The following is a 20422-nucleotide window of genomic DNA, read 5'->3' on the forward strand; positions in this document are numbered from 1 at the left end:
GATTTTATCATCCAACAGTATGTCCGGTTTCTCATGGATTGCTAATGTGCACAGTTCTGGCTGACTGAATACAAATTTAATTTAACGAAGGATGGTAAATTAAACAATTCTGCCCGTTAGTTTAATCAAAGGACGTCTACTACCGTCGATGAAATTCTTTCCGGAATGTAACCATGTTCTTGTCATCAGTCGGAAATGTTATCAAGTTCTTGTCATTGTGTTTTGACAAGAACTTGATAACATAAATTCAAACAAGCCGCATAAATAGCGGCTTCTAATAGATGTTAAAATACGTTTCTCTGTTTGGTTAATATGATGCAGTTGCACGTTGATTGTTTGTTGTTATATCAGGATGAGGTGGAAAATACCCATCAACTACTGCGATAGCAATGTTTTCTCCTGTAAGATGCGATGGGACATCGAGGAAATCTCTTATGGATGGCCATTCCATGTTCTTAGCTCACTTCTAAAATTACAATCGATCAGCACAATGTACTTATTTAATTCCTATCATTTAAAGGCTCTTTGATGTGTGTCCTCATGTTCTTGTCTTTCGATATATGTCATTCCACATATATCCCCCTCAGATCATCACGATTTTCTCAACCGGCTTCATGCAATGTGGAGGCCATTGTGGAGGCGTAACACTTATCATCTAATTTTATTACTTTCCTCCAACATGAAACACACCAATTACCGTTTGACCATCAACATCAAACAGCGGAATTTCACGACCATCAGGTGATCTACTGTTCTCTATTGCAATGGCTTCTCCGGGTGATTTTGGCAGCTCGCCATCTAAGTCTTTTTTTGCCCATAGCCTGCAGTGCCATCCACACCTATAGCACTGATTAATTCAGTGGCTTTGATTAGTCGTACTTTTAGCATATGGGCTTTGGAATACCATTACACCTACTACTACACACTATTAAAACCACACCAATCCATATTCTATTGCTTTTAGAATACATCCTCACATTTTCGCTCCTTTCTCACTCTTCCCTCTGTAACCGTTCGTCCCGTCCTTTTCACACCATATAAATCTTTTATTATGATATTAATATTTCAACACTGCTTGACATGTGAATGAATTACCGATATAGTGTGAATCAATTCACGTCTCACATAAAGGAGTAATCTATGCCAAAAAGTACTTTCTTTCGTTTAGATGAAGCAAGGCGCGAGGAAATATCTAATAGCGCTATGCATCTTTTTGTTGATCATCTTTACGAGGATATAACTATGAAGATGGTTTTGGATAGTTTGTCCATGCACCCCGGAACATTTTATCGGTATTTTGAAGACAAAGATGACCTATATTGTCTCTTAATACTTAATGTGACCCAGAAAAGAGCTGCATATTTTAATAACAGTAATGAAGATTCCCTCCTCCAGTTTTTCCTTACTGGCTTATTTGGTAGCGTTAATGGCATTGTGACCGAGCCGCTGAATGAGTTGGAAATCAAACTCACTGAAACACTTTTATACATTCCTGAGAACATTTTGCTTAAAATATATCTGAATGTGCTAAAGGGCGAGTCATTCCCCTTAATCAAGGACATTTTACGCCGAATGAGAGTTGATGGATATCTCAGACCTGATATTGACGACGACCTGATTTCTTTTATGTTTGAGTCGATGCAGTTTAATTTAGTCATGTTTTTTAGGGAATTCGATATTAAGGACTCTACGCTGCAACATAAGATTAGCAAGTACTTTGCTGACTTTATGAGTCATGGGCTGCTTGAAGATCATAAATATGCTGAAATGGTTAGCGATCTCAAGAAAGCCAAGGAGTAGATATGATTCACTGAGGATTGGATGTAATCGTTTCACAGTTTTGAAAAGTGCTCATAGCGCAATGTATGTATTTCACATTCGCCACTTTTAGTATTAAGGGGGAACAAGAAAATGAAAACTTTTGACGCATTTCCTGAACCAATCGGCAGCTATGCTGTCGGTCGAACCCAGATGGATTTTGAGTATACGGCATCAGATCATTCAAAAAGAGAACTGACGGCGTTTGTGTACTATCCGTCCGACAGTAGCGAAGGTAAGACTACATCAACGTACATGTTTCCTGAAGTCTACGAAATGCTTGATGAGCAGCCACTTCTCGCTGCGTTGAAGGATGCTTACTCTATAGATATCAAGACCCAGTGTTACGACGATCTTGCTCTCTCCGGGAAGGAAAAGCGCTATCCGGTGTTATTCTATGTTTGCGGCGGGGGCGGTTCTCCAGAATGGGGTACCGTGATCTGTACTGACTTGGCAAGCATGGGATATGTTGTGGTAAGCATCGGGCATCAGAATAGCACGATGTATAAGCGTAAAGATGGGCGCCTGTTTAATGTATCAAAGGATTTTTCGGATGTCATTATGGCGTTTTCTGAAGATCCGGAGATGGTGGCGTTGGCTGGTAAGATGGAGATGCGGCCTGACGATGAAACAGCCATTGAGATGTGCCAAAACGTGCTTACACTGCCGATACTTGCCAAGTTAACAGAGTATAGCGAATTACAGGCAGAAGATGTAAGGTATGTAGCCGATTATCTTTATAAACTGGACTCTGGAGAGCTGAATTCCATCTTTAAGGGAAGATTGTTGCTTGACATCGGCATGGGCATAGTCGGACATTCTTATGGAGGGCCTACGACGGCGATGGTTTGCCGGGACGACGACCGGTTCGCCTGCGGGATTGGCTTGGATAGCGGTGCGTTCGGCCTTCAGGGCAGCGACCTTAAGAAACCCTTCTTACTACTGTTTTGTGAACCTAACTATAACATGAATGCAATAATTGGCGCTAACAATAGCATGGAAACCTATTATTTCTCTGTTGATCGTGTTGCGCATTTAGATTACTGCGACATCGTGTTTACCAGTGTTAATGAGGAACTCAGAGGCGAACGGGATGCTATGGAGATGCGAAATCTTGTTACAGACTACACGAAGAACTTTTTTGATCATTACATACTGCAGAAGGCTGCAAGTGTGGAAAGTCTGGCATACGATGGCGTGGACTTGATCAAGAAGACCAGCAACAAGTGACATAACCAAGAGGTTGCTGATAATCGCATGTCAAAGAGCTAGTCGTACAGACAGAGAGCCGATAACCCTATTACGCGGTTATCGGCTCTCTCATATTTCAGGGATTGTTTTCTATTTGAGATGGTAAGCGGTGTTTTCAGCGTTGAAAAACACACTTGAAGATGTTAGTAATTGGCTGAATTCTAACAGACATTGAGATTACAAACCAAAGCTTCTCCTTTGTATTAAATTTATTTTTGTGTATACATGACAACTAAAACATTTACCTTTCTTCCTGAAGAGGCATGGGCCCATCGAATGGGAAGAGCTAACCAAGATAGGATAAATCAAATCGAAGGTTTGACCAATGTACTCACGCTCCGTTAGTTAAAAAGCGTTCGAGTTTTGTCTAGGTAAAACAATCGGAACAACACTTCCGTAAATCGGATTTCTAACAAGCCCCTTTCGATCTGGGCGCCGCCCAGCCGGGCCATCACTTAGATGCTTCAGCGGGTTCTACATGTGCGGTGAACTGGACAGTAGAGCGACCATAGTTGGTATACAATTGTGCACTGGATTGGTTCAGGTTCACACCGGTGACAGGAATCGATTGATTAAAAGCCATAATAGTGAACTCCACATAAGGACTTGCTTTATGTGTGTCCGTTTCGCGGTATCGAACCCAGTACGTTCCGGTCGGCAGATTGGCAAGTGTATCACCTTCTACATGTAACCAGGTGCCCCCATTGTCTGAAGACCATTCCATGGAATCATTCACCCCGGTGATGCGTCCATCATTGGCGCCAGCCGCTGTTTCATCGACTTTCCCAAGACCCTCTGGCGCAGCCTTTGGTCCTCCTATGACCATAGCTTTGAAATCATCAAAATCGATGGAGGCATTGGCGTATCCGTCAATACCGAACCGTTGTCCGATCAGCTTGTCACCGCCTGTATGGCGGAAATTGTAATCCGTGGCTACCGGAACATCGTCGAGATAGACGGTGTAGGTTTTGTTATCCCAGTTGGCCACCATTTTGATTTTGTACCATGTATTGTAGGACACGTTTTGGACTGCTTTCTTGGATCCACCGTTCTGTACAATAAACTTACCGGTATCAAAAGCAGTGACCATCGAATAATTGTCGGTACCGCTGTCGTTTCTCATCATGGCGCCATTCGCGTATTGGAAGCTGCTGTTTAATCTGGCACGGTATTCGATGACGATGCGCTGATCCCCCTCCGCTTTTACCTCCCCTGTATATGGCAGGAACAGGTTTGCCTTGCCCGAAGTAGCGGTTGTGGTCAGTCGAAGAAATTTATTCCCGTCCTCTTCCTGTACAGTTGCAGTCGCACCATTGGTCAGATCTTCGGTGGTAATGCCATAAGGGTATTTGCCTACCGTATCGCCGGAGAAATCCCGGTAAGCGTTATAGACAACGCCATCCTGCACGCGGTTAAGCGAACCTAACAGAGCCTCTTCCGCCTGAGCAAGTTTATCCAGTTCCCCGTCAAACTGCTCTTTGCTCAGATCCGGGTTGAAGGCCATCTCCTCCGCTATATCCACCTCGGCCACAAAAGCGACATACTTGGATTGGCTATAGTTGCCTAACCCAGTGCCCAACGGATAAGAGAAATTCGCCAGTCTATTGCGGAGCTGATTCACAATGTCATCAAGGCCCCATCCTGCAACAACTTCTACGGATACAGTGGAAGGAATATCTCGGCCATCCACCTTCAGAATGACTGGCACCTGAACAGTACCAAGAGAGCTGAAGTCCATTCCCTCCGGCTTCCAGCTGACAACTTCCGCCGTCATCGACTCGCTATTATAGACAATATCCACAACGCTGGGCGGATCAGGAGTCACTCCGGAAGGAGTCTTCACTTCGGAAACCACCTGAACCGCATCAGAAGCCTCGATTACCGTCAAATGGATTGCCGTTTTGCTGCCGCTGTATTCGGCTGTAATAAGAGCTGTACCCGGTTTATCTGCGTATACCGAAGGGGTGACCGAGACAGTATCAATCCGGGCCACCCCGGGGTCGCTGCTGGTATACTGAGCATCAACTGTCACATTCTTCATTTCATAGTTGTTATAGCGAGCAGTTAACTGCAATGGGAGGCTTCGCTGTCCGCTGGTCAGGACGCTGTCCAATCCGCTCATGTCAAGAGACTGCACCGTTCTGGGCTCTGCGACTACGGTTACCGCGGCCGTTGTTGTTTTCCCATTATATGTCGCGGTAATTGTCGTACTGCCTGCCCCGACAGCTTTAATCTGATCCCCTTCATCAATAATGGCTACCTTTATGTCGGAAGAACTGAAGGTAGCTCCTGTATCGATAACGGTATAGGTAGCGCCCGTTACCGTATACAGGGGCAAACTGCGGGTTTCGTTCAACCCCAGGGTGAATCCCGGGGATTCAAATAAAATTTCCGATGTATCCAGCTTAAATAGATCCATACTGTCGATTTCGGCCAGATTGCTCCCTTTCGAGAAGCGGATGATGTTGTCGCCTTCCTTAAGGAAGACTTTCGCCGTGGAGGCTCCCCAACGATTCGGACCAGAATAGACGATGTTCAATTTGGCACCGGAGCTGCCGTTGACCGACAATATATGGGAGGCATCCGCCGCATTGGGGGAGCCGTTGGCATTGCGCACGGACAGGTTATAGAATCCCGCCTCCGGCACATTTACTGTAAACTGGGCGTAATCATTGGCGTTCTTGATACCCGCGATTTTCATCCCGCCTGATGCGGTGCTTTCCCGCAGGACAGCCGGAGAAGTTTCTCCATTCGGATCCTTCACCAGCAACGCATTTTCCGCTTCGTAGCGCTTCCGCATCGGCTCGCCGGAAGGTATGGCGATCGGTATGTTCGGATCTACCGGCTCTCCCAGGTTCGGCGTATTGTCGTCATTCCAAGTGAATTTCTGTGCGTAGACTTTGCGGGTCCAGCCTGACCCCGGCCAGCGGGCAGCATGGTAAATGATCCAGTTCTCCGCACCATCAGGAGATGAGACGATACTATGGTGGCCAGGGCCGAAAACACCATTGGCGCTAGAAAAGATCGGCTTATCCCGCTTTACCCAGGAGCCAGGATTCATTAAATCGTCGCTAATCTTGGCCGTGATCAACCCGAGGGAGTAACTGTCTGTCCAGCTTCCGTTGGCCGAATAGATCAGATTGATGGTGTCGCCCTTTACAGTGACCTCGGGCCCTTCATTGATCCTCCCCGGGGAAGTTTCCCAGTCATATTCAGGCGTTGAAATCAGGACCCGTTCCGAACTGATGGTCAGTGGATCGCTCATCTTTGCGATATATAAATTTTGAAAGCTTCCGTCGGTTTCCTCCCAGCCGGACCAAATAAAATAGTGATCCTCATTTACAGTCAGCACAGTGCCGTCAATTGCCCAACGATCGGTGGAATCGGTAATCTTCCCTTTGAACTCCCAGGTTCCCGTCATCGGATTATCACTGGTGTTCTCCAGCACGTACATGCGATGGTTTGCATTGGTTCCGTTGTCGGCTGCGAAGTAAATATACCATTTGAATTGGCCATCGCTATCTTTGAGATAGTGCATTTCAGGCGCCCAAACATTGGAACTGTACATGGTACCCTTAACCGGTGTCCAGGCTAGGCTTCTCTCGCCCGCATCAATGCCGGTAATCGTCTTCGCTCTGCGGATCATGATGCCGCTGGCATTGACAAAGACATTGTAGTAGTAGCCGTCCGTATGCTTGTAAACCCAAGGGTCGGCCCCTGTCTGCATGATAACATTGTAGAAATCAGACATATCCTTTCCCTCCTGTCGGGATGCCAAATCCGCCCTATCTGGCGGTTGCCCTGCCGCCATAGCCGCTCCGTTCCATTGCGGCAGCATCAGCAGCACTGCGAGACAAAACAGCAAATACCTGAATCTTTTCCTATCCCATAAAACCGCTTTCAACTTCATCCATCCCCCTGTCATTGATTTTTTCAGCCATGTCCTCATTCTACTTTCAGAGAAAATTTAAAAAATGTACTATCTTAAATTGTTTTGGTAACCGTTTTAGAAAAAGTGTCTTGACCTTCGGATTATACTTAATCCTCTCAACGTCTGATTGTTATCGCCGGGAATTCGAAGAAAAAAAAGGACACAATCCCCAATTAAGGGATGTGTCCTGAAGAAAAACATTACATTGTAGGTAGTGTGTCCGGCTATAGACATAACCTTACTCTTCAGAAGGTTTGCGGTTGTTTAACAGCTTTGGAATCCTCACGGTCACTGTCGTCCCATGGCCGAACTGGCTTTCTATGGCGATCCCGTAACCCTCTCCGAACAATAGCCGGAGCCTGTTATGTATATTGGAAAGTCCGATGCTTGTAGCAGGTTGACCATCTGGTGCAGGTTCCGGGGATGCCATGCCCAGCTTAGCCAGAAGGGAAGCCAATTGCTCCGGCTCCATGCCCTTCCCGGTATCCGTGATCTGGAAGCACACGTCCCCATGCGCATCTATGCTCCCGGTAACTTGAAGCCGGCCCCCTTGATCCATCCGTTCCAGCCCATGATAGACCGCATTCTCCACAATGGGCTGGAGAATCATCTTGGGGGTTTGCATCTCCAGGAGTCCCTCGTCCACATCGATCTCGATGATAAATTTATTTTCATACCGGATGGCGATAATGTTCATATAAGCCTGAATACAGTCCAGCTCTTCCCTTATCCGTACAAGATCATCTTTTCTTATACTGTACCGGAATATTTTGGACATGCAAGATGCAATTTGCGCGATCTCCCTGCTTCCGTATTCCAATCCGATGCTGCTGATGCAATTGAGCGTATTATAGAGAAAATGGGGGTTGATCTGGCTTTGCAGGGCAGCAAACTCCGCCTGTTTCTGATTCAGCTCAGATTCGTATAATCTGGCCTGGGTATTGATCATATCTCTTGCCATCTGTTCCCTTTCATTGATTACCCGGTTAATGTCGCAGGCCAGCATGCCTACTTCATTGGTAGACCGGACTTTAATGCGGAAGCCCATGTCCCGGCTCCCCACTCTCTTCATATCCAAAACAAGTCCCATCACCGGACGCATCAGATTGTTCATAAAGAAACTGCCCATGATAAGCATGCTTAGAATCATCCCAATCCCCACGATAATGCTGACTTTCCGTATAGGGTTCATGTCTGCAGTAAGCTCTTGCACTGGAATCATACTCACAACCCGCCACCCGTCTGCCTGCTCCAAACCCTTAACCTGGACAAGAATATCTTCCCCATCGATAGTTGTTTTGACCCCGTTAAGCAGGATGCCCTTATCCATAGACAGAACTTCCCTGAATAACGCACCTCGGGCATTGGAATTGGTGGAAGCAATCACCTCATCCCGGCTATTCAGAATGTACAAGGTAGAGTTAGGCGTTAATTCCGTATTTTCTACAAGCCCCTGCATTTTGTCCATATTGACCAAAACGGTACAGTAACCCGTAATTTGGGAGAAATAGATTCCCCCGATGGCCTCCACAATCGGCGCTATATAAAAGAACTGTTCCGTTCCTGTTCTGTCGTCTTTTAGAATCGAGGTGAACATCCCCTTGTCCCGCAGCGAAGGATCTTCCTTATACTTCTGGATAAAGGTATCATAACGATTGAGAAAAAAAATATCTCCGCTTGCTGATGCCAAACTGTAAAGCCGTCTTCCCCGAATATCATTAATTACAATTCCGTCCACATACGAATTAAAGGATCTCATATATTCCATGAGATCCAATGCATTTGGACCGCTATTAAACGCCCTTTTGTAATCATCATCCACTACAGAAAATTCCTGAACCCGTCTGCTATTGACCGCAATGCTGGTGCTGACCCTGATATCACTAAATGCAGAATCAATTTTGCGGCGTGTTTGTTCTATCATCTGGTTACTGTAATGGGCGGCTCTCTTCTGGGTTAAATTAGAGAAACTATAATAATAATAAAATTCCATGACAGTAAAAATGATGATTGAGAAAAAAAAGATAAGCCATATCTGATGCTTCAATTTCAGTTTACTGATCTTCATGGCCCGCCGCTCCGTTCATATCAACTTTTTCTGAATTTGGTGGGGGTCATCCCGCAATGCTTCTTGAACACTTTATTGAAATAATAATAATCGACATACCCGGCCTTAATGGCCACTTCTTCAATGGATAGATCCGTTCGCTTCAGGAGCTCACGGGCTTTCTTGATTCTCAGCTCCGACACATATTCAGAGAAGGTTTTGCCCAGATTTTTTCTGAATAATTGACAGCAATACACCTGGTTAATGAAGAACTGGGCAGATAAATCCTTCAAATACAATTTCTGCTCAAAATGATGGTTGATATAATTTATCATCCTGTTGAAGCAGGACTGGATGTCACCTTCCTGCAAAGAGCGGCTGTTTCCTATCCTGATGGAGTCGAGAACCTCATGTAAAAAGCTGCATAGCGACTCAAAGTGTTCAAATCGTTCCTTGATCTCGGAATAATTCAGGAATTCCAGTTCCATATCCTTCAATTCCTCAGAATATGCTTTTATAAGGATCCCGACGGCTTGATTCCACAGGTAGACAACCTCAGACATGCCAAGATGATGATCCCTGAAATATGCCTGCAGCCCTTTAATGTACGCTTCCACATCGTCAAATTGATTTCCCTGAAGGATGTGGTGGATTTCATCGATACATGGCTTAACCAGATGAAGCTTCGGCTCGTAGTGAACGACGCCCCCAGCTTCTTCAAGAAAAACCTGGGAAGCGGACAGGTCTGCTTCTTTAATGAGCTTGCTCATGTGCTTTAGTTGATTAGAGATGCTGCTGACGCCCATAACATGGATGCCCGTCTTATTCAGAACCCACTTATCCGAATGTCCTTCCAGACAAGCCCTATGCTCCGTCATCAGGACAACTAGCATTTTTCGGGCTCCGGCTTCAACTTCCACAACATGAAGAGGCTTTCCCTCCAAAGAAAGCAGGTTCCTAATATTTTTATTTTCTCCCTCGAAATAGATGGTCAACACCTGATAATAGTACACAGCTGCATCATCGGGAAGCGGTAGGAAGCTCTTTATCGCGTCCTCATTCGCCGAGGTCAGTGCATCCAGAAGAAGTTGGTTGCGTACTGTGCTTCTTCGGGAGAAGTGTATGGCCAGCTTCGCAATGAATGGGTCAGCCTTATCGATATCCAAAGGTTTCAGGAAATAATCCAGCGCGCCATAGCGCAGCGCTTCCTGGGCATATTCAAATTCCGCATATCCGCTTACGATGACAAACTCAATGTCCAGCCCTTCTACTTTGGCCCTCTTCATCAGATCCAGTCCGGATATCTCTGGCATACGGATATCCGTAAATACCAAATCGGGTTCATTCGCTTTTATGGCATCCCATGCTGTGTAAGCGCTTTTAAATTGTCCGATAATTTCAAATCCATATTTATCCCAATCGAAGGCGTTGCGGATTCCTTTAATTGCCCACGGCTCATCATCTACAATCATGACCTTGTACATGGGTATCCTCCTGAACATATGGATTCCCCCGAATAATAGCAAAATTATTCGGGAACAGCAACGAAATAAGGATAAACCACAGACTGGTTTATCCTTATGCCATGGATTACTTGCTCTGTGCTTTGATATCTCTATAATTCTTTATATTCTCATCCTGAACAGCCTGACCGCCGGCGTCCATATATTCTTTCACCAGCTTGTCATACAAGGCGTCGAACTCTGCCGGCTTGGCAACGACCAGCCTGTCACTCATCTGCTTGTTCATGTCACCCAACGTTTTGCCGTACTTGATACTAGCTTCGTTCGAGACGCCGTAATAGAAGCCTGTATAACCATCCGTCGTATTGATCTTGTATGAATCGACAGCCAGTTTTTCATAGCTCTGATCTCCGGCTGCTAAGGCTGCTGCGTACGTTCGGACATTCTTTTCGGTATCGCCCAGCTCTGCACCGTTTACAATTAGAGTATAATCCATATTCAGATTGCTCGTTTGCATATTTTCGCCGGTTTGCGCAATCCCTTGCGGGATGCCGTTTACAAGGTTATGGTTGACGCCTTCTTCGCCAAACTGAAGGAAGAACATCACCTCCGGATCAGCCATCCAGTTCAGATACTTTATGGCCAGCTCCGCATTCTTGCTGCTTTTCGGGATGAAGGAGAAAATCCCGTTTTCATTGTACATCTCTTTCAGGTATTTCCCCTCATCGTTTTTGAAGGTATCTACAGCAACATAGTTGGCATCAGGTGCATTTTGCTTCAGTGGTTCACGAATTTTTTGTGAAAGTGGATAATCCCAGTTGGCAGCGTAGAAGCCAACCTTGCCATTGGTCACATCGGCATCCGCTTGTTTGGTTGTTTTATCCAGCGCAAAGTCGGGGCTGATCAGTTTTTCATTGTACAGTTTGTTCAGCCATTTATAAGCATCCTTGGTGCCGGGCTTCAGCCAATTGGTGGTGGTAACGAATTCCTCCTCCGACATCGGACCCCAGAACGAAGGAATCAGGTTGCCAAAGGTGTAGTTCATGCCGGAAGCCGCTGTTGCCCACGGAATGACACCATCCACATTACCCGGGTTCTTGTCACGGAAAGCAACGAGGGTATTATATAATTCATCCCGATTCGTTGGAACAGGCATTCCCAGCTTATCCAGCCAATCCTTGCGGATAAACATGCCGTTCCAAGCGATCAGAGTCCGCTTGCCTGGGATCGAGATTTGTTTGCCCTCATATTTCCCGTAGGAAAGAACTTTCTCGCCCAGATAAGACTTTAATTGCTGGCCGTGCTTCTCCAACAATTCATCCAGTGTATAGAGGCCACCGCTTTTTGCGAAACGGGTTACGGTATTCCCGTCATAGGTGAAGGAAATATCAGGAGCTTCGTTGGCAGCCATCAACACATTCAGCTTATCGACTTCTTGGGAACGGGGGACAGGAACAAATTTTACAATGACGTTATTAGGCTTCCCGAATTTTTCATTGACATATTTGGTCCACGTGTTGTTGTTCAAGTCCGGTTGTCCCTGAATACCTCTGTCAAACACTTCCACTGTCAAGGTTACTGGGGAACCGGAGCCCATTTCCGATGCGTTGGACCCTTTTGATACCGTCTCCCCATTGTTATTGCCTGCGCCACCACAGCCTGCCACTCCTACGGCTAGAAGCACTGTGCTAAATAGAATTGCTGCTTTCTTCTTTATGCCCTTATACACTTTAACCACCCTTTCGTTCTTGTGATTGATTCTCTTAAATCATCTGCGAGGCCGGGATCCCCCCTTCATCATAATCTGTTTCCCCATCAACCCTTGATAGCCCCAGTCATCACACCATCCACGAAATACTTCTGCAGTTTAGGATAGATCAGCAAAATCGGAATCGTTGTAAACATGACACTGGCCGCTTTCAAAGATTCAGGGACAATATAGGAGCCGACACTTCCTTCTCCTCCTTGTTGGCTATCCAACTGCTGATTGGCCGAAATGATCTGATATAGCTTCATCTGCATAGGGTACAGCTCTTTTTTCGTAATGTAGAACAGCGCATCCTGGAATCCATTCCATCTGTCCACCGCATAGAAAAGGCTTAACGTGGCGATCGATGGCAACGAAAGGGGGAGCACAATCTTGATGAGAATGCCCAGATCCGAACACCCGTCAATGGCTGCCGATTCTTCCAGACTCTCCGGAAGATTGCTGAAGAAGGTTTTCAGGATGATCATATTAAACACGCTCATGGCACCCGGCAAAACCAGGCTCCAAACCGAATTCATCATGCCCAGGTTTTTAACCAGAATATAGGAGGGAATTAAACCGCCGCTGAAATACATGGTGAAGACTAACGCCGTCAAAATAAAGTTTCTTCCCTTCAGCCGCTTCTTCGTTAACGGATACGCTGCACATATGGTCAGGAACATGCATACCAAAGTGTAAAATATCGTAAGCACAATACTGTATCCAAGCGTATAAAGCATATCCATATCGCTCAATATGGTTTTGTACGTTTCTGCTGTGAAGTCTACTGGCCACAGTCCTACTTTTTGAGAAATAATCGCTTCGTTGGAACTGAAAGAAAGCGCAATCATGTACAGGAACGGTACGATACATGTGAAGGACAATGCCACGATAAATACAATGATGGCAATATCCGCTACAGTCATTTTTTTCATCTTGCCCCTATTGCGCGCTACCCTCACCATATCCCATCCTCGCCTAATTTTTTCGCAACAAAGTTTGCAGATAACAGCAGGATCAGGCCGACCACGGATTGGAACAATCCTACCGCCGTTGCCTGGGAGAAATCACCCGAACTAATACCAACTCTATACACGAAAGTACTGATAACATCAGAGTAATCGCTAACCAGTGAATTCCCCATCACAAAGGGACGGTCAAATCCGATAGAAACCATTCTGCCTATTTGGAGAATCAACAAAATATTGATGGTTGACTTAATGCCAGGCAGTGTAATATGCCACATTTTGCGAAGCCTGCTGCAGCCATCAATATCGGAGGCCTCATACAACTCCCTATTGATTCCGGTAATGGCCGCCAAATAAATGATGGTGCCCCATCCGATATTTTGCCATACGCCAACGGCAATATAAGTAATCAACCAAGGTGTTTTCCGCGACAGAAACTCGATTCTTTCAAGACCAAAGCTCGACAGGAAATTGTTGATCATGCCGCCGTTAGAAAACATCAGATAGACCATACCGCCAATAATAACCCAGGACAAAAAGTGGGGCAGATACAATACGGTTTGGGTCATTTTCTTGAATTTTGCTTGTCTTACTTCATTGAGCAAAATCGCCAGAAGAATGGGCGCTGGAAAACCCGCGATCAAGTCCAGAACATTCAGGACCAGCGTATTCTTCAATGCACGGTAGAAGCTGTCCTGCTCAAAAATAAACCGGAACACATCCAATCCTACCCATTCGCTCCCTCTAATTCCTTCAAAAATGTTGTAATCTTGGAATGCCATCACAAGGCCATAGATGGGTGCATACTTGAAAATCAGGATATACGCCATAGGCAGCAGCAAAAGAAAATATAACAGACCGTCTCTTTTGATGTAGTACAGAAAGTTATTTTTCCTTTTTGTTCCGCCGTACTTTCGGGAGCTGTCTAAAACCGCTTTCATTTTTCCCATCCCTCCGACTGTAATAAGGAGCTCTCATGTTTATCATTTTACCTTCAGGATTAAATAAAAAAATGTACTCCCTTAAATCAATTTGGTAATAACTTAAAAAGGTAGTTGTATGTAAACTGTAGAGTGAGGAATTAGTCAGGTAAAGCGATGGGAGTATTGGATTTGGTGGTTATTTCCTTTTCGGTTGAGGCATTACAAACAAAATAAAGAACCAGAGACCATTTGGTCCTGATTCATTTAAATAACCAGCCATCATCGTCCCGACAAAGAGGATGATAACGGAGATAACCGTGGATTTATCCAGCCACTGCTTATTCACGACGGCTTCGATTATGACACCGATACTTGGTTAATGCATCTACTCTCGAATACGAAGCCTTTCTGGTAAGCGAGCTTGACGACCGTCGATGGAATACCGGAGCAGCATGCCCCCAAAAATACATAAAATGATGTTTTAATACATGTAACATTGTCGGCTTCCCCTTGCAACAAGAAACCCCATCTTTCACTGTTTTGGAATCCAAAAAACAGTGAAAAGTGGAGTTGCCTCGGCAAACTATTGATTTATGGTTTATCTTTAGATTAAACCTCGACATTGTAAAAAGAAGAGCCCTGAAGGAACGCCTCTAATTGGTCGGTCTACCGTTATTTGTGCACATAGTGGCAGGCAGCTCGAATCGGCTGTAGCCCTCCATCCGGAACAGCCGGGTCGGTGTCGCCCAAGGAAGCGGATATTCACTGTACAGTTGCCGCTTCGCTGCCGCGTCTCTCATCTTCTCGGACAAGCTGGGCAGCAAGCGCACCGTGGAATCTCCATCCTCCCGCTCGGTCACGAATCGGCCGGGAATGGCACGAACGGCGCGAGCCGACTCATAGGCGCCGTTGGATGCCAGCACGAAGCTTCGGCTTGCCTTGAGCGGCGAGAAGAGTGGTTTCCCTGGGGTTTCAATCGCTTCCATCAGGTTCAGATACATGCTGCACATCAAATCGGTCGGACCAAACGCCAAATCCTCTTCGGCGTCCTGTGCGCGAATTGTCAGCTTGTTCTCGTAATTCCAATGCGCTTCCCCTCGCGTTCCGTACACGGCAATCGAAGGCACTTCGCTTACTTCGTGACAAAGCATGGCGTAAAAATGAACGCTCACACCGTTAGCCATAACGGCGCGAATACAAGAGACATCGTCCCCCTCGATATCATTGACGTGGTAAAGCTCGGCCTGCACTGAATCCGGGTACAAGCCTGCGGCGCCTCCTCCGGCCGCCAGCAAGCTATGGTGCAGCAAGTGGGCAAACGGATTGTTAAACGTCCCGTCCAGCACATACTGGCCGTCGCTGACCAGTTTGCCGGCCCAGCGGGTTCGATCGTAGTAAGAGCGAAGCCGTTTCCACATGCCAATGCCGACCACATGCTCCACCTGCCCGAGCACATCGGAGCCGATCCTTTCCAGCAGCGTTCGGAACGCCTGGCCCGACGTATTCTGGAAGTTCACCTGGCATAAGCGCCCGGTCTCAAGCTGCACCGCGATCATCTCGTCCAAGTCCTGAATCGTTACCGCCGGGGGCTTCTCCACCAGCACGTGAAAGCCCATCCGCATCACCTGGACGCATATCGGCTTGTGGGAGGAGATCGGCGTGACGATTACGACGAAATCGATATCCGGATGCAACGTGAGCATCTGCACGTAGTCCATATAATGGACGGCCCCAAGCGCGGTCAGCTTGCCGTAAGACTCCTGATGAGCGCCGACATTCGGCTCCGCAAAAGCAGCAACCTGCAGGCTACCCTCTTCGACCAGCTTCTGCATGATATTCACATGTTCAGCGCCGAATCCCCCGATACCGATCAGCGCGGTGCGACAAATCTTCACATTCCTTCCCTCCAAAGCTATGCCTTGACGTGCCGGGAACGATTCTCCCGGCCCGCCAAAGCTGCAAATTTATAATTCATACATGCTGCAAATAACGTTCCTTGATGAGCGTGAGCGCCTCGTCTCCCGGCATATCCCATACCTGCCGGTTGAAGATTTCCACCTCGATCGCCCCCACGTAACCGGCCGCTTCAACGGCATGACGCATCCGGCGCAACTCGATAACGCCGTCCCCCATCATCCCTCTGCCCATCAGCAGGTCGGGTACCGGCACGATCCAATCGGAGACGTGGAAGCCGAGTATACGCCCCCTGGCCCGCTCAATTTGCGCGTACAGCTCGGGGTCCCACCAGACGTGGAACGCATCGACGACGACGCCGACGTCTTGCGGGTCGTGCTGCTCCGCGAGCGTGTTGGCTTGCGCCAGCGTATTGATGACGGAGCGTTCAGCGGCGTACATCGGGTGCAAAGGCTCGATGCCGAACTTGACTCCGTGCGAGCGGGCGAACGGCACAAGTTCCGCGATCGCTTCTTCGACCGTCTTGCGGGCGAAATCGATATCCCGGTCTGGCGCCGGTCCGCAAACGAGCACGAGCACATTGGTGCCGAGCTCGGCCGCTTCCTCGACAGCGCGGCGATTGTCGTCCATCCGCTCTTTGCGCGCAGGCGCGGTGGCCGCCGGAAAATAACCCCCACGGCACAGGCTGGAGACGCGCAGGCCCGCGTCCCGCACAAGCCGCTTGCTCTCGGCCAGGCCGGTCTCGGCCACTTTATGCCGCCACAGCGCGATCCAAGGCACTTCGGCGCGAACGCATGCTTCCACGGCATCACGCATATTCAGCCGATCGGTCGTAATCTGGTTCAAGCTGAGTCTGTCTATGGAACGAAGCGGTTCCATACTGATCCCTCCTTGATTTCAAACATCTCTATAAATGATTACGGCCGAATACCCGCTAGCGCCAAGACAGGCTTCATCCGTTCGGCGGCAAGCTCCGGATCGGCCAATAGCCCGACCCTGTCGGCAAGCACGAACAGCTGGGCCAAATGGACGATCGAGCGCGATCCCTCCGCTCCTCCGATCATGCGGAAATGCGGTTGGTGGCCGTTTAAGTAGGCCATGAACACAATTCCCGTCTTGTAGGCGTACGTCGGCTTCTGGAAAATATGACGCGACAAGGCAACGGTAGGCTCCATAATCGCCTCATAACTGACCAGATCGCCTGCGTTTAGCGCATGAAGCGCCTGAGCCGCGGCCGGCGCGATCGCGTCGAATATGCCGAGCAGCGCATGGCTGTAGCCCTGCCCATCACCCTTGATCAGTTCCGGGTAGTTGAAGTCGTCGCCGGTGTACATCTTGACGCCTTCCGGCAGCAGCCGGCGCATCTTGATTTCTTTACCCGCATCGAGCAGCGAGATTTTAATCCCGTCGACCTTGTCCGCGTTTGCCCGAATGACGCGCAAACAAACGTCCATCGCCTCGTCCAGATCGTCCTTGCACCCCCAATAGCCGCCCAGAGCGGGATCGAACATGTCGCCAAGCCAATGCAGAATGACCGGCTGTTTCACCTGTCCCAAAATGCGCCCATACACCCGCTGGTAATCCTCGGGCCCTTTCGCGCAGGCGGCAAGCGCGCGGCTCGCCATCAGAATGACTTGACCGCCCTCGCCTTCGATGAAGCCGACTTGCTCTTCATAGGCGGCTTCCACGTCGGCGATCGTGACCGACGGTCCCGGAAACAGATGATCGGTTCCTGCGCCACAGGCGATTTTGCCGCCCACCGAGCGCGCTTCAGCGATCGAAGCGCGGATAAGCTCCTTCGAGCGGTTCCAGTCGAGGCCCATGCCGCGCTGCGCGGTATCCATCGCTTCCGCTACGGCCAGACCGAGCGACCACAAATGGTGCCGGTAGGCGAGCGTCGAGTTCCAATCAATCTGCGAATGATGCAGCGGATCTGCGTCCGCAAACGGATCGCAGACGACATGGGCGGCCGAGAAGGCGATGCGGCCCGTAAACGGCTTGGCCGGCACGGAGAACGAGCCTGCTTTGCCCGGAGTATATTCATACAACGCTCCCCCTGCGCGGGGGAGGAGCAGCGATTGGGTCATCTGTACTCCCCTCCTTTACAGGCTCAGCTTCGGCACGTCGATCCAGCGGCGTACCTGCCACGACTGCAAGCTGAGATCGGCAAGCTGGGTGCCCTTCGCGCCTTCGAGCAAATCCCACGGAAACGGCGTGCCGATGACGACATGCTTCAAGAAGAGTTCCCATTGCACCTTGAACGCGTTGTCGTATGACGCGTTGTCCGGCACCTCCACCCATTGGTCACGGAACTGGAACGGGTTCGGAATGTCCGGATTCCATACCGGCTTCGGCGTATTGACCCGATGCTGCGTCTTGCAGGCCCGCAAACCCGCCACGGCGCTGCCTTCGGTGCCGTCGACCGTAACCGTGAGCAGATCGTCACGGTCTACGCGCACCGCCCATGACGAGTTGGCCTGCACGATAATGCCGCCTTCCAGCTCAAATATGGCGTACGCCGCATCGTCCGCCGTGCATTCGTACGGAACGCCCTGCTCATCCAGACGTTTCGGAATATGTGTAGCGGCAAGACAGGAAACAGCCTTCACTTCCCCGAACAAATTCTCGAGAACATAGCGCCAGTGTGCAAACATGTCGACGATAATACCGCCGCCGTCTTCCTTGCGGTAGTTCCACGATGGCCGCTGACCCTGCTGCCAGTCGCCCTCGAACACCCAATAGCCGAACTCCATCCGCACGGACAGGATACGCCCGAAGAAGCCAGAGTCGTTTAAGCGCTTAAGCTTGAGCAATCCTGGTAAAAACAGCTTGTCTTGCACGACGCCGTTTCTCACCCCGGCCTCAGCGGCGATGCGAGCCAGTTCAAGCGCCCCTTCAAAATCGACGGCCGTCGGCTTCTCGCAATAAATATGCTTTCCCGCGGCGATCGCCTGCTTGATGCTTTCGGCGCGGCGCACCGTCGTCTGGCTGTCGAAATAGATTTCATAGTACGGATCGGCGAGGCATGCTTCAAGATCGGTACTCCAACGTTCGACGCCGTGGGCGGCGGCCAGCGCCTGCAGCTTGCTCTCCTGTCGTCCGACCAGAATCGGGTCGGGCATGATGACGTCTCCGTCCGGTAGCGCGACGCCCTCTTGCTTGCGAATCGCAAGAATTGAACGGACCAAATGCTGGTTGGTTCCCATCCGTCCGGTAACGCCGTTCATAATAATGCCGATGTTGCGAACTGCCATCGTTCATCGCTCCCTTCGCTTCGTATAATCGTATTGTAGTGGATGCGAAACCGCTTTTCTTACGATTACGGGAACACGATTCTCAATTTTGGAAGCGAATTATTCGAGCGAAAAACAAAATTCCCGCCGACGATTAGCCGATGGGGGATGAAGGGGAAAATATGTTTTAATTAATCGGCCGGACGTCCTTTGATCGTTATCTTGTTCCTTTGATCGCACATTGTGCACTCGCTGTCCATTTGACGGAAGGATCCCTGCCTACTCAGCATGCTCGGGTGCGTTCAGCTCCCGGTACGTTTTTGGTGACAGCTTGGCGACAGCTTTGAACGACCGGTAAAACGTAGATACGGAATCGTAGCCGACCTCGAAGCAGATCGAAATAATGTCCTTACCCGTTTCCACCAGCAACTTCTGGGCGACGCGGATGCGTACCTCGGTCAAATATTGCATCGGTGTCATGTTGTACCGTTCCTTGAAGATGTTGTTCACGTGCCGCGTGCTGATGTCCAGCTTGGAGGCGATGTCCCCCGCGGTCAGCGGATCAAAATACTTCGAATCGATATAGCTGCGAATTTTCTCGGCACGCAGCTTGTTGGAGCTGGAGCCCGCTCCGGCGGCCTCCGTTCCGGCCGATCGAACCAGCAAGAGCAGCAACTGAGACAGCTGGACTTTGAGCGAAAGCCGGACGAGCGGCGACAGCTCCCTGGACTGCTCGAACAGCATTTTCCTCAGCAGCTGACGCAGTTCGCTCGCAGCAAACAATCCCGGCTTCGTCAGGCAGGAGGCCGGAAAGTAGGCGTGGAGCAGCTGCGCCCTCATATCCGGATCGAGCACAACCTCGTCAAACGCCAACACTAACAAGGTCAGCCTGAAGTCGGACATGACGGAGTGGACGGAATACGGAACGATCAGCGCCGTATCGTCATCCGTAAGCTTCCGTACCTCACCCCCTAGCCGGATAGTGCCTTCCCCTTCCAGCACAAATAGCAGCTGGTGCGTCTGATGATAGTGCTCGGACACGAGATGCCCGCCACTATGTTTCTGCTCGTATAAGTCTATCGCATTCCTGGACAAGTCGATCCATTTCATTGTCACGGCGAAGCCCC

General features: G+C 48.9%; 13 protein-coding genes. 2 read left to right on the top strand and 11 right to left on the bottom strand.

What is annotated here, in order from left to right; genetic code table 11:
• The first annotated feature begins 1140 nt into the window (after window positions 1-1140).
• Both CRG97_RS15710 and CRG97_RS15715 read left to right on the top strand, forming a co-directional pair.
• Window positions 1141-1800, top strand: a complete 660-nt coding sequence (locus CRG97_RS15710) for a TetR/AcrR family transcriptional regulator (protein WP_098744638.1) — start codon at window positions 1141-1143, stop codon at window positions 1798-1800.
• A gap of 111 nt (window positions 1801-1911) precedes the next feature.
• On the top strand, window positions 1912-3048 hold the full coding sequence (locus tag CRG97_RS15715) for an alpha/beta hydrolase (RefSeq protein WP_098744641.1): 1137 nt from the start codon (window positions 1912-1914) through the stop codon (window positions 3046-3048).
• Between the two features lie 472 nt (window positions 3049-3520).
• Here CRG97_RS15715 and CRG97_RS15720 read toward each other — a convergent pair whose 3' ends face one another.
• The 11 genes from CRG97_RS15720 to CRG97_RS15770 all read right to left on the bottom strand — a co-directional run bounded on the left by CRG97_RS15720 (window position 3521) and on the right by CRG97_RS15770 (window position 20405).
• Window positions 3521-6973 carry a family 43 glycosylhydrolase gene (locus CRG97_RS15720; protein ID WP_237566419.1) on the bottom strand — a complete coding sequence of 1151 codons (3453 nt, stop codon included), beginning with the start codon at window positions 6971-6973 and terminating at the stop codon, window positions 3521-3523.
• Between the two features lie 265 nt (window positions 6974-7238).
• Complete coding sequence (locus CRG97_RS15725; protein ID WP_098744647.1) at window positions 7239-9068, bottom strand: sensor histidine kinase; 1830 nt, start codon at window positions 9066-9068, stop codon at window positions 7239-7241.
• A gap of 20 nt (window positions 9069-9088) precedes the next feature.
• Window positions 9089-10531, bottom strand: a complete 1443-nt coding sequence (locus CRG97_RS15730; protein ID WP_098744650.1) for a response regulator — start codon at window positions 10529-10531, stop codon at window positions 9089-9091.
• A gap of 106 nt (window positions 10532-10637) precedes the next feature.
• Window positions 10638-12239, bottom strand: coding sequence for an extracellular solute-binding protein (locus CRG97_RS15735; RefSeq protein ID WP_098744653.1), 1602 nt, complete (start codon window positions 12237-12239; stop codon window positions 10638-10640).
• Window positions 12240-12325: 86 nt separating this feature from the next.
• On the bottom strand, window positions 12326-13192 hold the full coding sequence (locus CRG97_RS15740) for a carbohydrate ABC transporter permease (RefSeq protein WP_481856195.1): 867 nt from the start codon (window positions 13190-13192) through the stop codon (window positions 12326-12328).
• Between the two features lie 23 nt (window positions 13193-13215).
• Window positions 13216-14166 (bottom strand): ABC transporter permease, encoded by a 951-nt coding sequence (locus CRG97_RS15745; protein ID WP_098744659.1) that lies wholly within the window; start codon window positions 14164-14166, stop codon window positions 13216-13218.
• 635 nt (window positions 14167-14801) lie between these two features.
• Window positions 14802-16043, bottom strand: coding sequence for a Gfo/Idh/MocA family protein (locus CRG97_RS15750; protein ID WP_098744662.1), 1242 nt, complete (start codon window positions 16041-16043; stop codon window positions 14802-14804).
• A gap of 76 nt (window positions 16044-16119) precedes the next feature.
• Window positions 16120-16941 carry a sugar phosphate isomerase/epimerase family protein gene (locus tag CRG97_RS15755; protein ID WP_098744664.1) on the bottom strand — a complete coding sequence of 274 codons (822 nt, stop codon included), beginning with the start codon at window positions 16939-16941 and terminating at the stop codon, window positions 16120-16122.
• Between the two features lie 38 nt (window positions 16942-16979).
• A complete protein-coding gene (locus tag CRG97_RS15760) occupies window positions 16980-18149 on the bottom strand; it encodes a dihydrodipicolinate synthase family protein (protein WP_098744667.1) in 1170 nt (389 codons plus the stop codon).
• Between the two features lie 15 nt (window positions 18150-18164).
• Complete coding sequence (locus CRG97_RS15765; RefSeq protein ID WP_098744670.1) at window positions 18165-19316, bottom strand: Gfo/Idh/MocA family protein; 1152 nt, start codon at window positions 19314-19316, stop codon at window positions 18165-18167.
• Between the two features lie 258 nt (window positions 19317-19574).
• Window positions 19575-20405, bottom strand: coding sequence for an AraC family transcriptional regulator (locus CRG97_RS15770; protein ID WP_237566450.1), 831 nt, complete (start codon window positions 20403-20405; stop codon window positions 19575-19577).
• Window positions 20406-20422: the final 17 nt, after the last annotated feature.

Source organism: Paenibacillus sp. EZ-K15 (assembly GCF_002573715.1).
In the GTDB taxonomy this organism is placed as follows: Bacteria; Bacillota; Bacilli; order Paenibacillales; family Paenibacillaceae; genus Paenibacillus_AQ.

Excerpts from the sequence above, each read along its gene's own strand:
- CRG97_RS15730 (WP_098744650.1), bottom strand. The coding sequence starts at position 10,531 with ATGTACAAGGTCATGATTGTAGATGATGAGCCGTGGGCAATTAAAGGA.
- CRG97_RS15760 (WP_098744667.1), bottom strand. The coding sequence starts at position 18,149 with ATGACCCAATCGCTGCTCCTCCCCCGCGCAGGGGGAGCGTTGTATGAA.
- CRG97_RS15710 (WP_098744638.1), top strand. The coding sequence starts at position 1,141 with ATGCCAAAAAGTACTTTCTTTCGTTTAGATGAAGCAAGGCGCGAGGAA.
- CRG97_RS15725 (WP_098744647.1), bottom strand. The coding sequence starts at position 9,068 with ATGAAGATCAGTAAACTGAAATTGAAGCATCAGATATGGCTTATCTTT.
- CRG97_RS15765 (WP_098744670.1), bottom strand. The coding sequence starts at position 19,316 with ATGGCAGTTCGCAACATCGGCATTATTATGAACGGCGTTACCGGACGG.
- CRG97_RS15770 (WP_237566450.1), bottom strand. The coding sequence starts at position 20,405 with ATGAAATGGATCGACTTGTCCAGGAATGCGATAGACTTATACGAGCAG.
- CRG97_RS15745 (WP_098744659.1), bottom strand. The coding sequence starts at position 14,166 with ATGAAAGCGGTTTTAGACAGCTCCCGAAAGTACGGCGGAACAAAAAGG.
- CRG97_RS15740 (WP_481856195.1), bottom strand. The coding sequence starts at position 13,192 with ATGAAAAAAATGACTGTAGCGGATATTGCCATCATTGTATTTATCGTG.
- CRG97_RS15755 (WP_098744664.1), bottom strand. The coding sequence starts at position 16,941 with ATGGAACCGCTTCGTTCCATAGACAGACTCAGCTTGAACCAGATTACG.
- CRG97_RS15715 (WP_098744641.1), top strand. The coding sequence starts at position 1,912 with ATGAAAACTTTTGACGCATTTCCTGAACCAATCGGCAGCTATGCTGTC.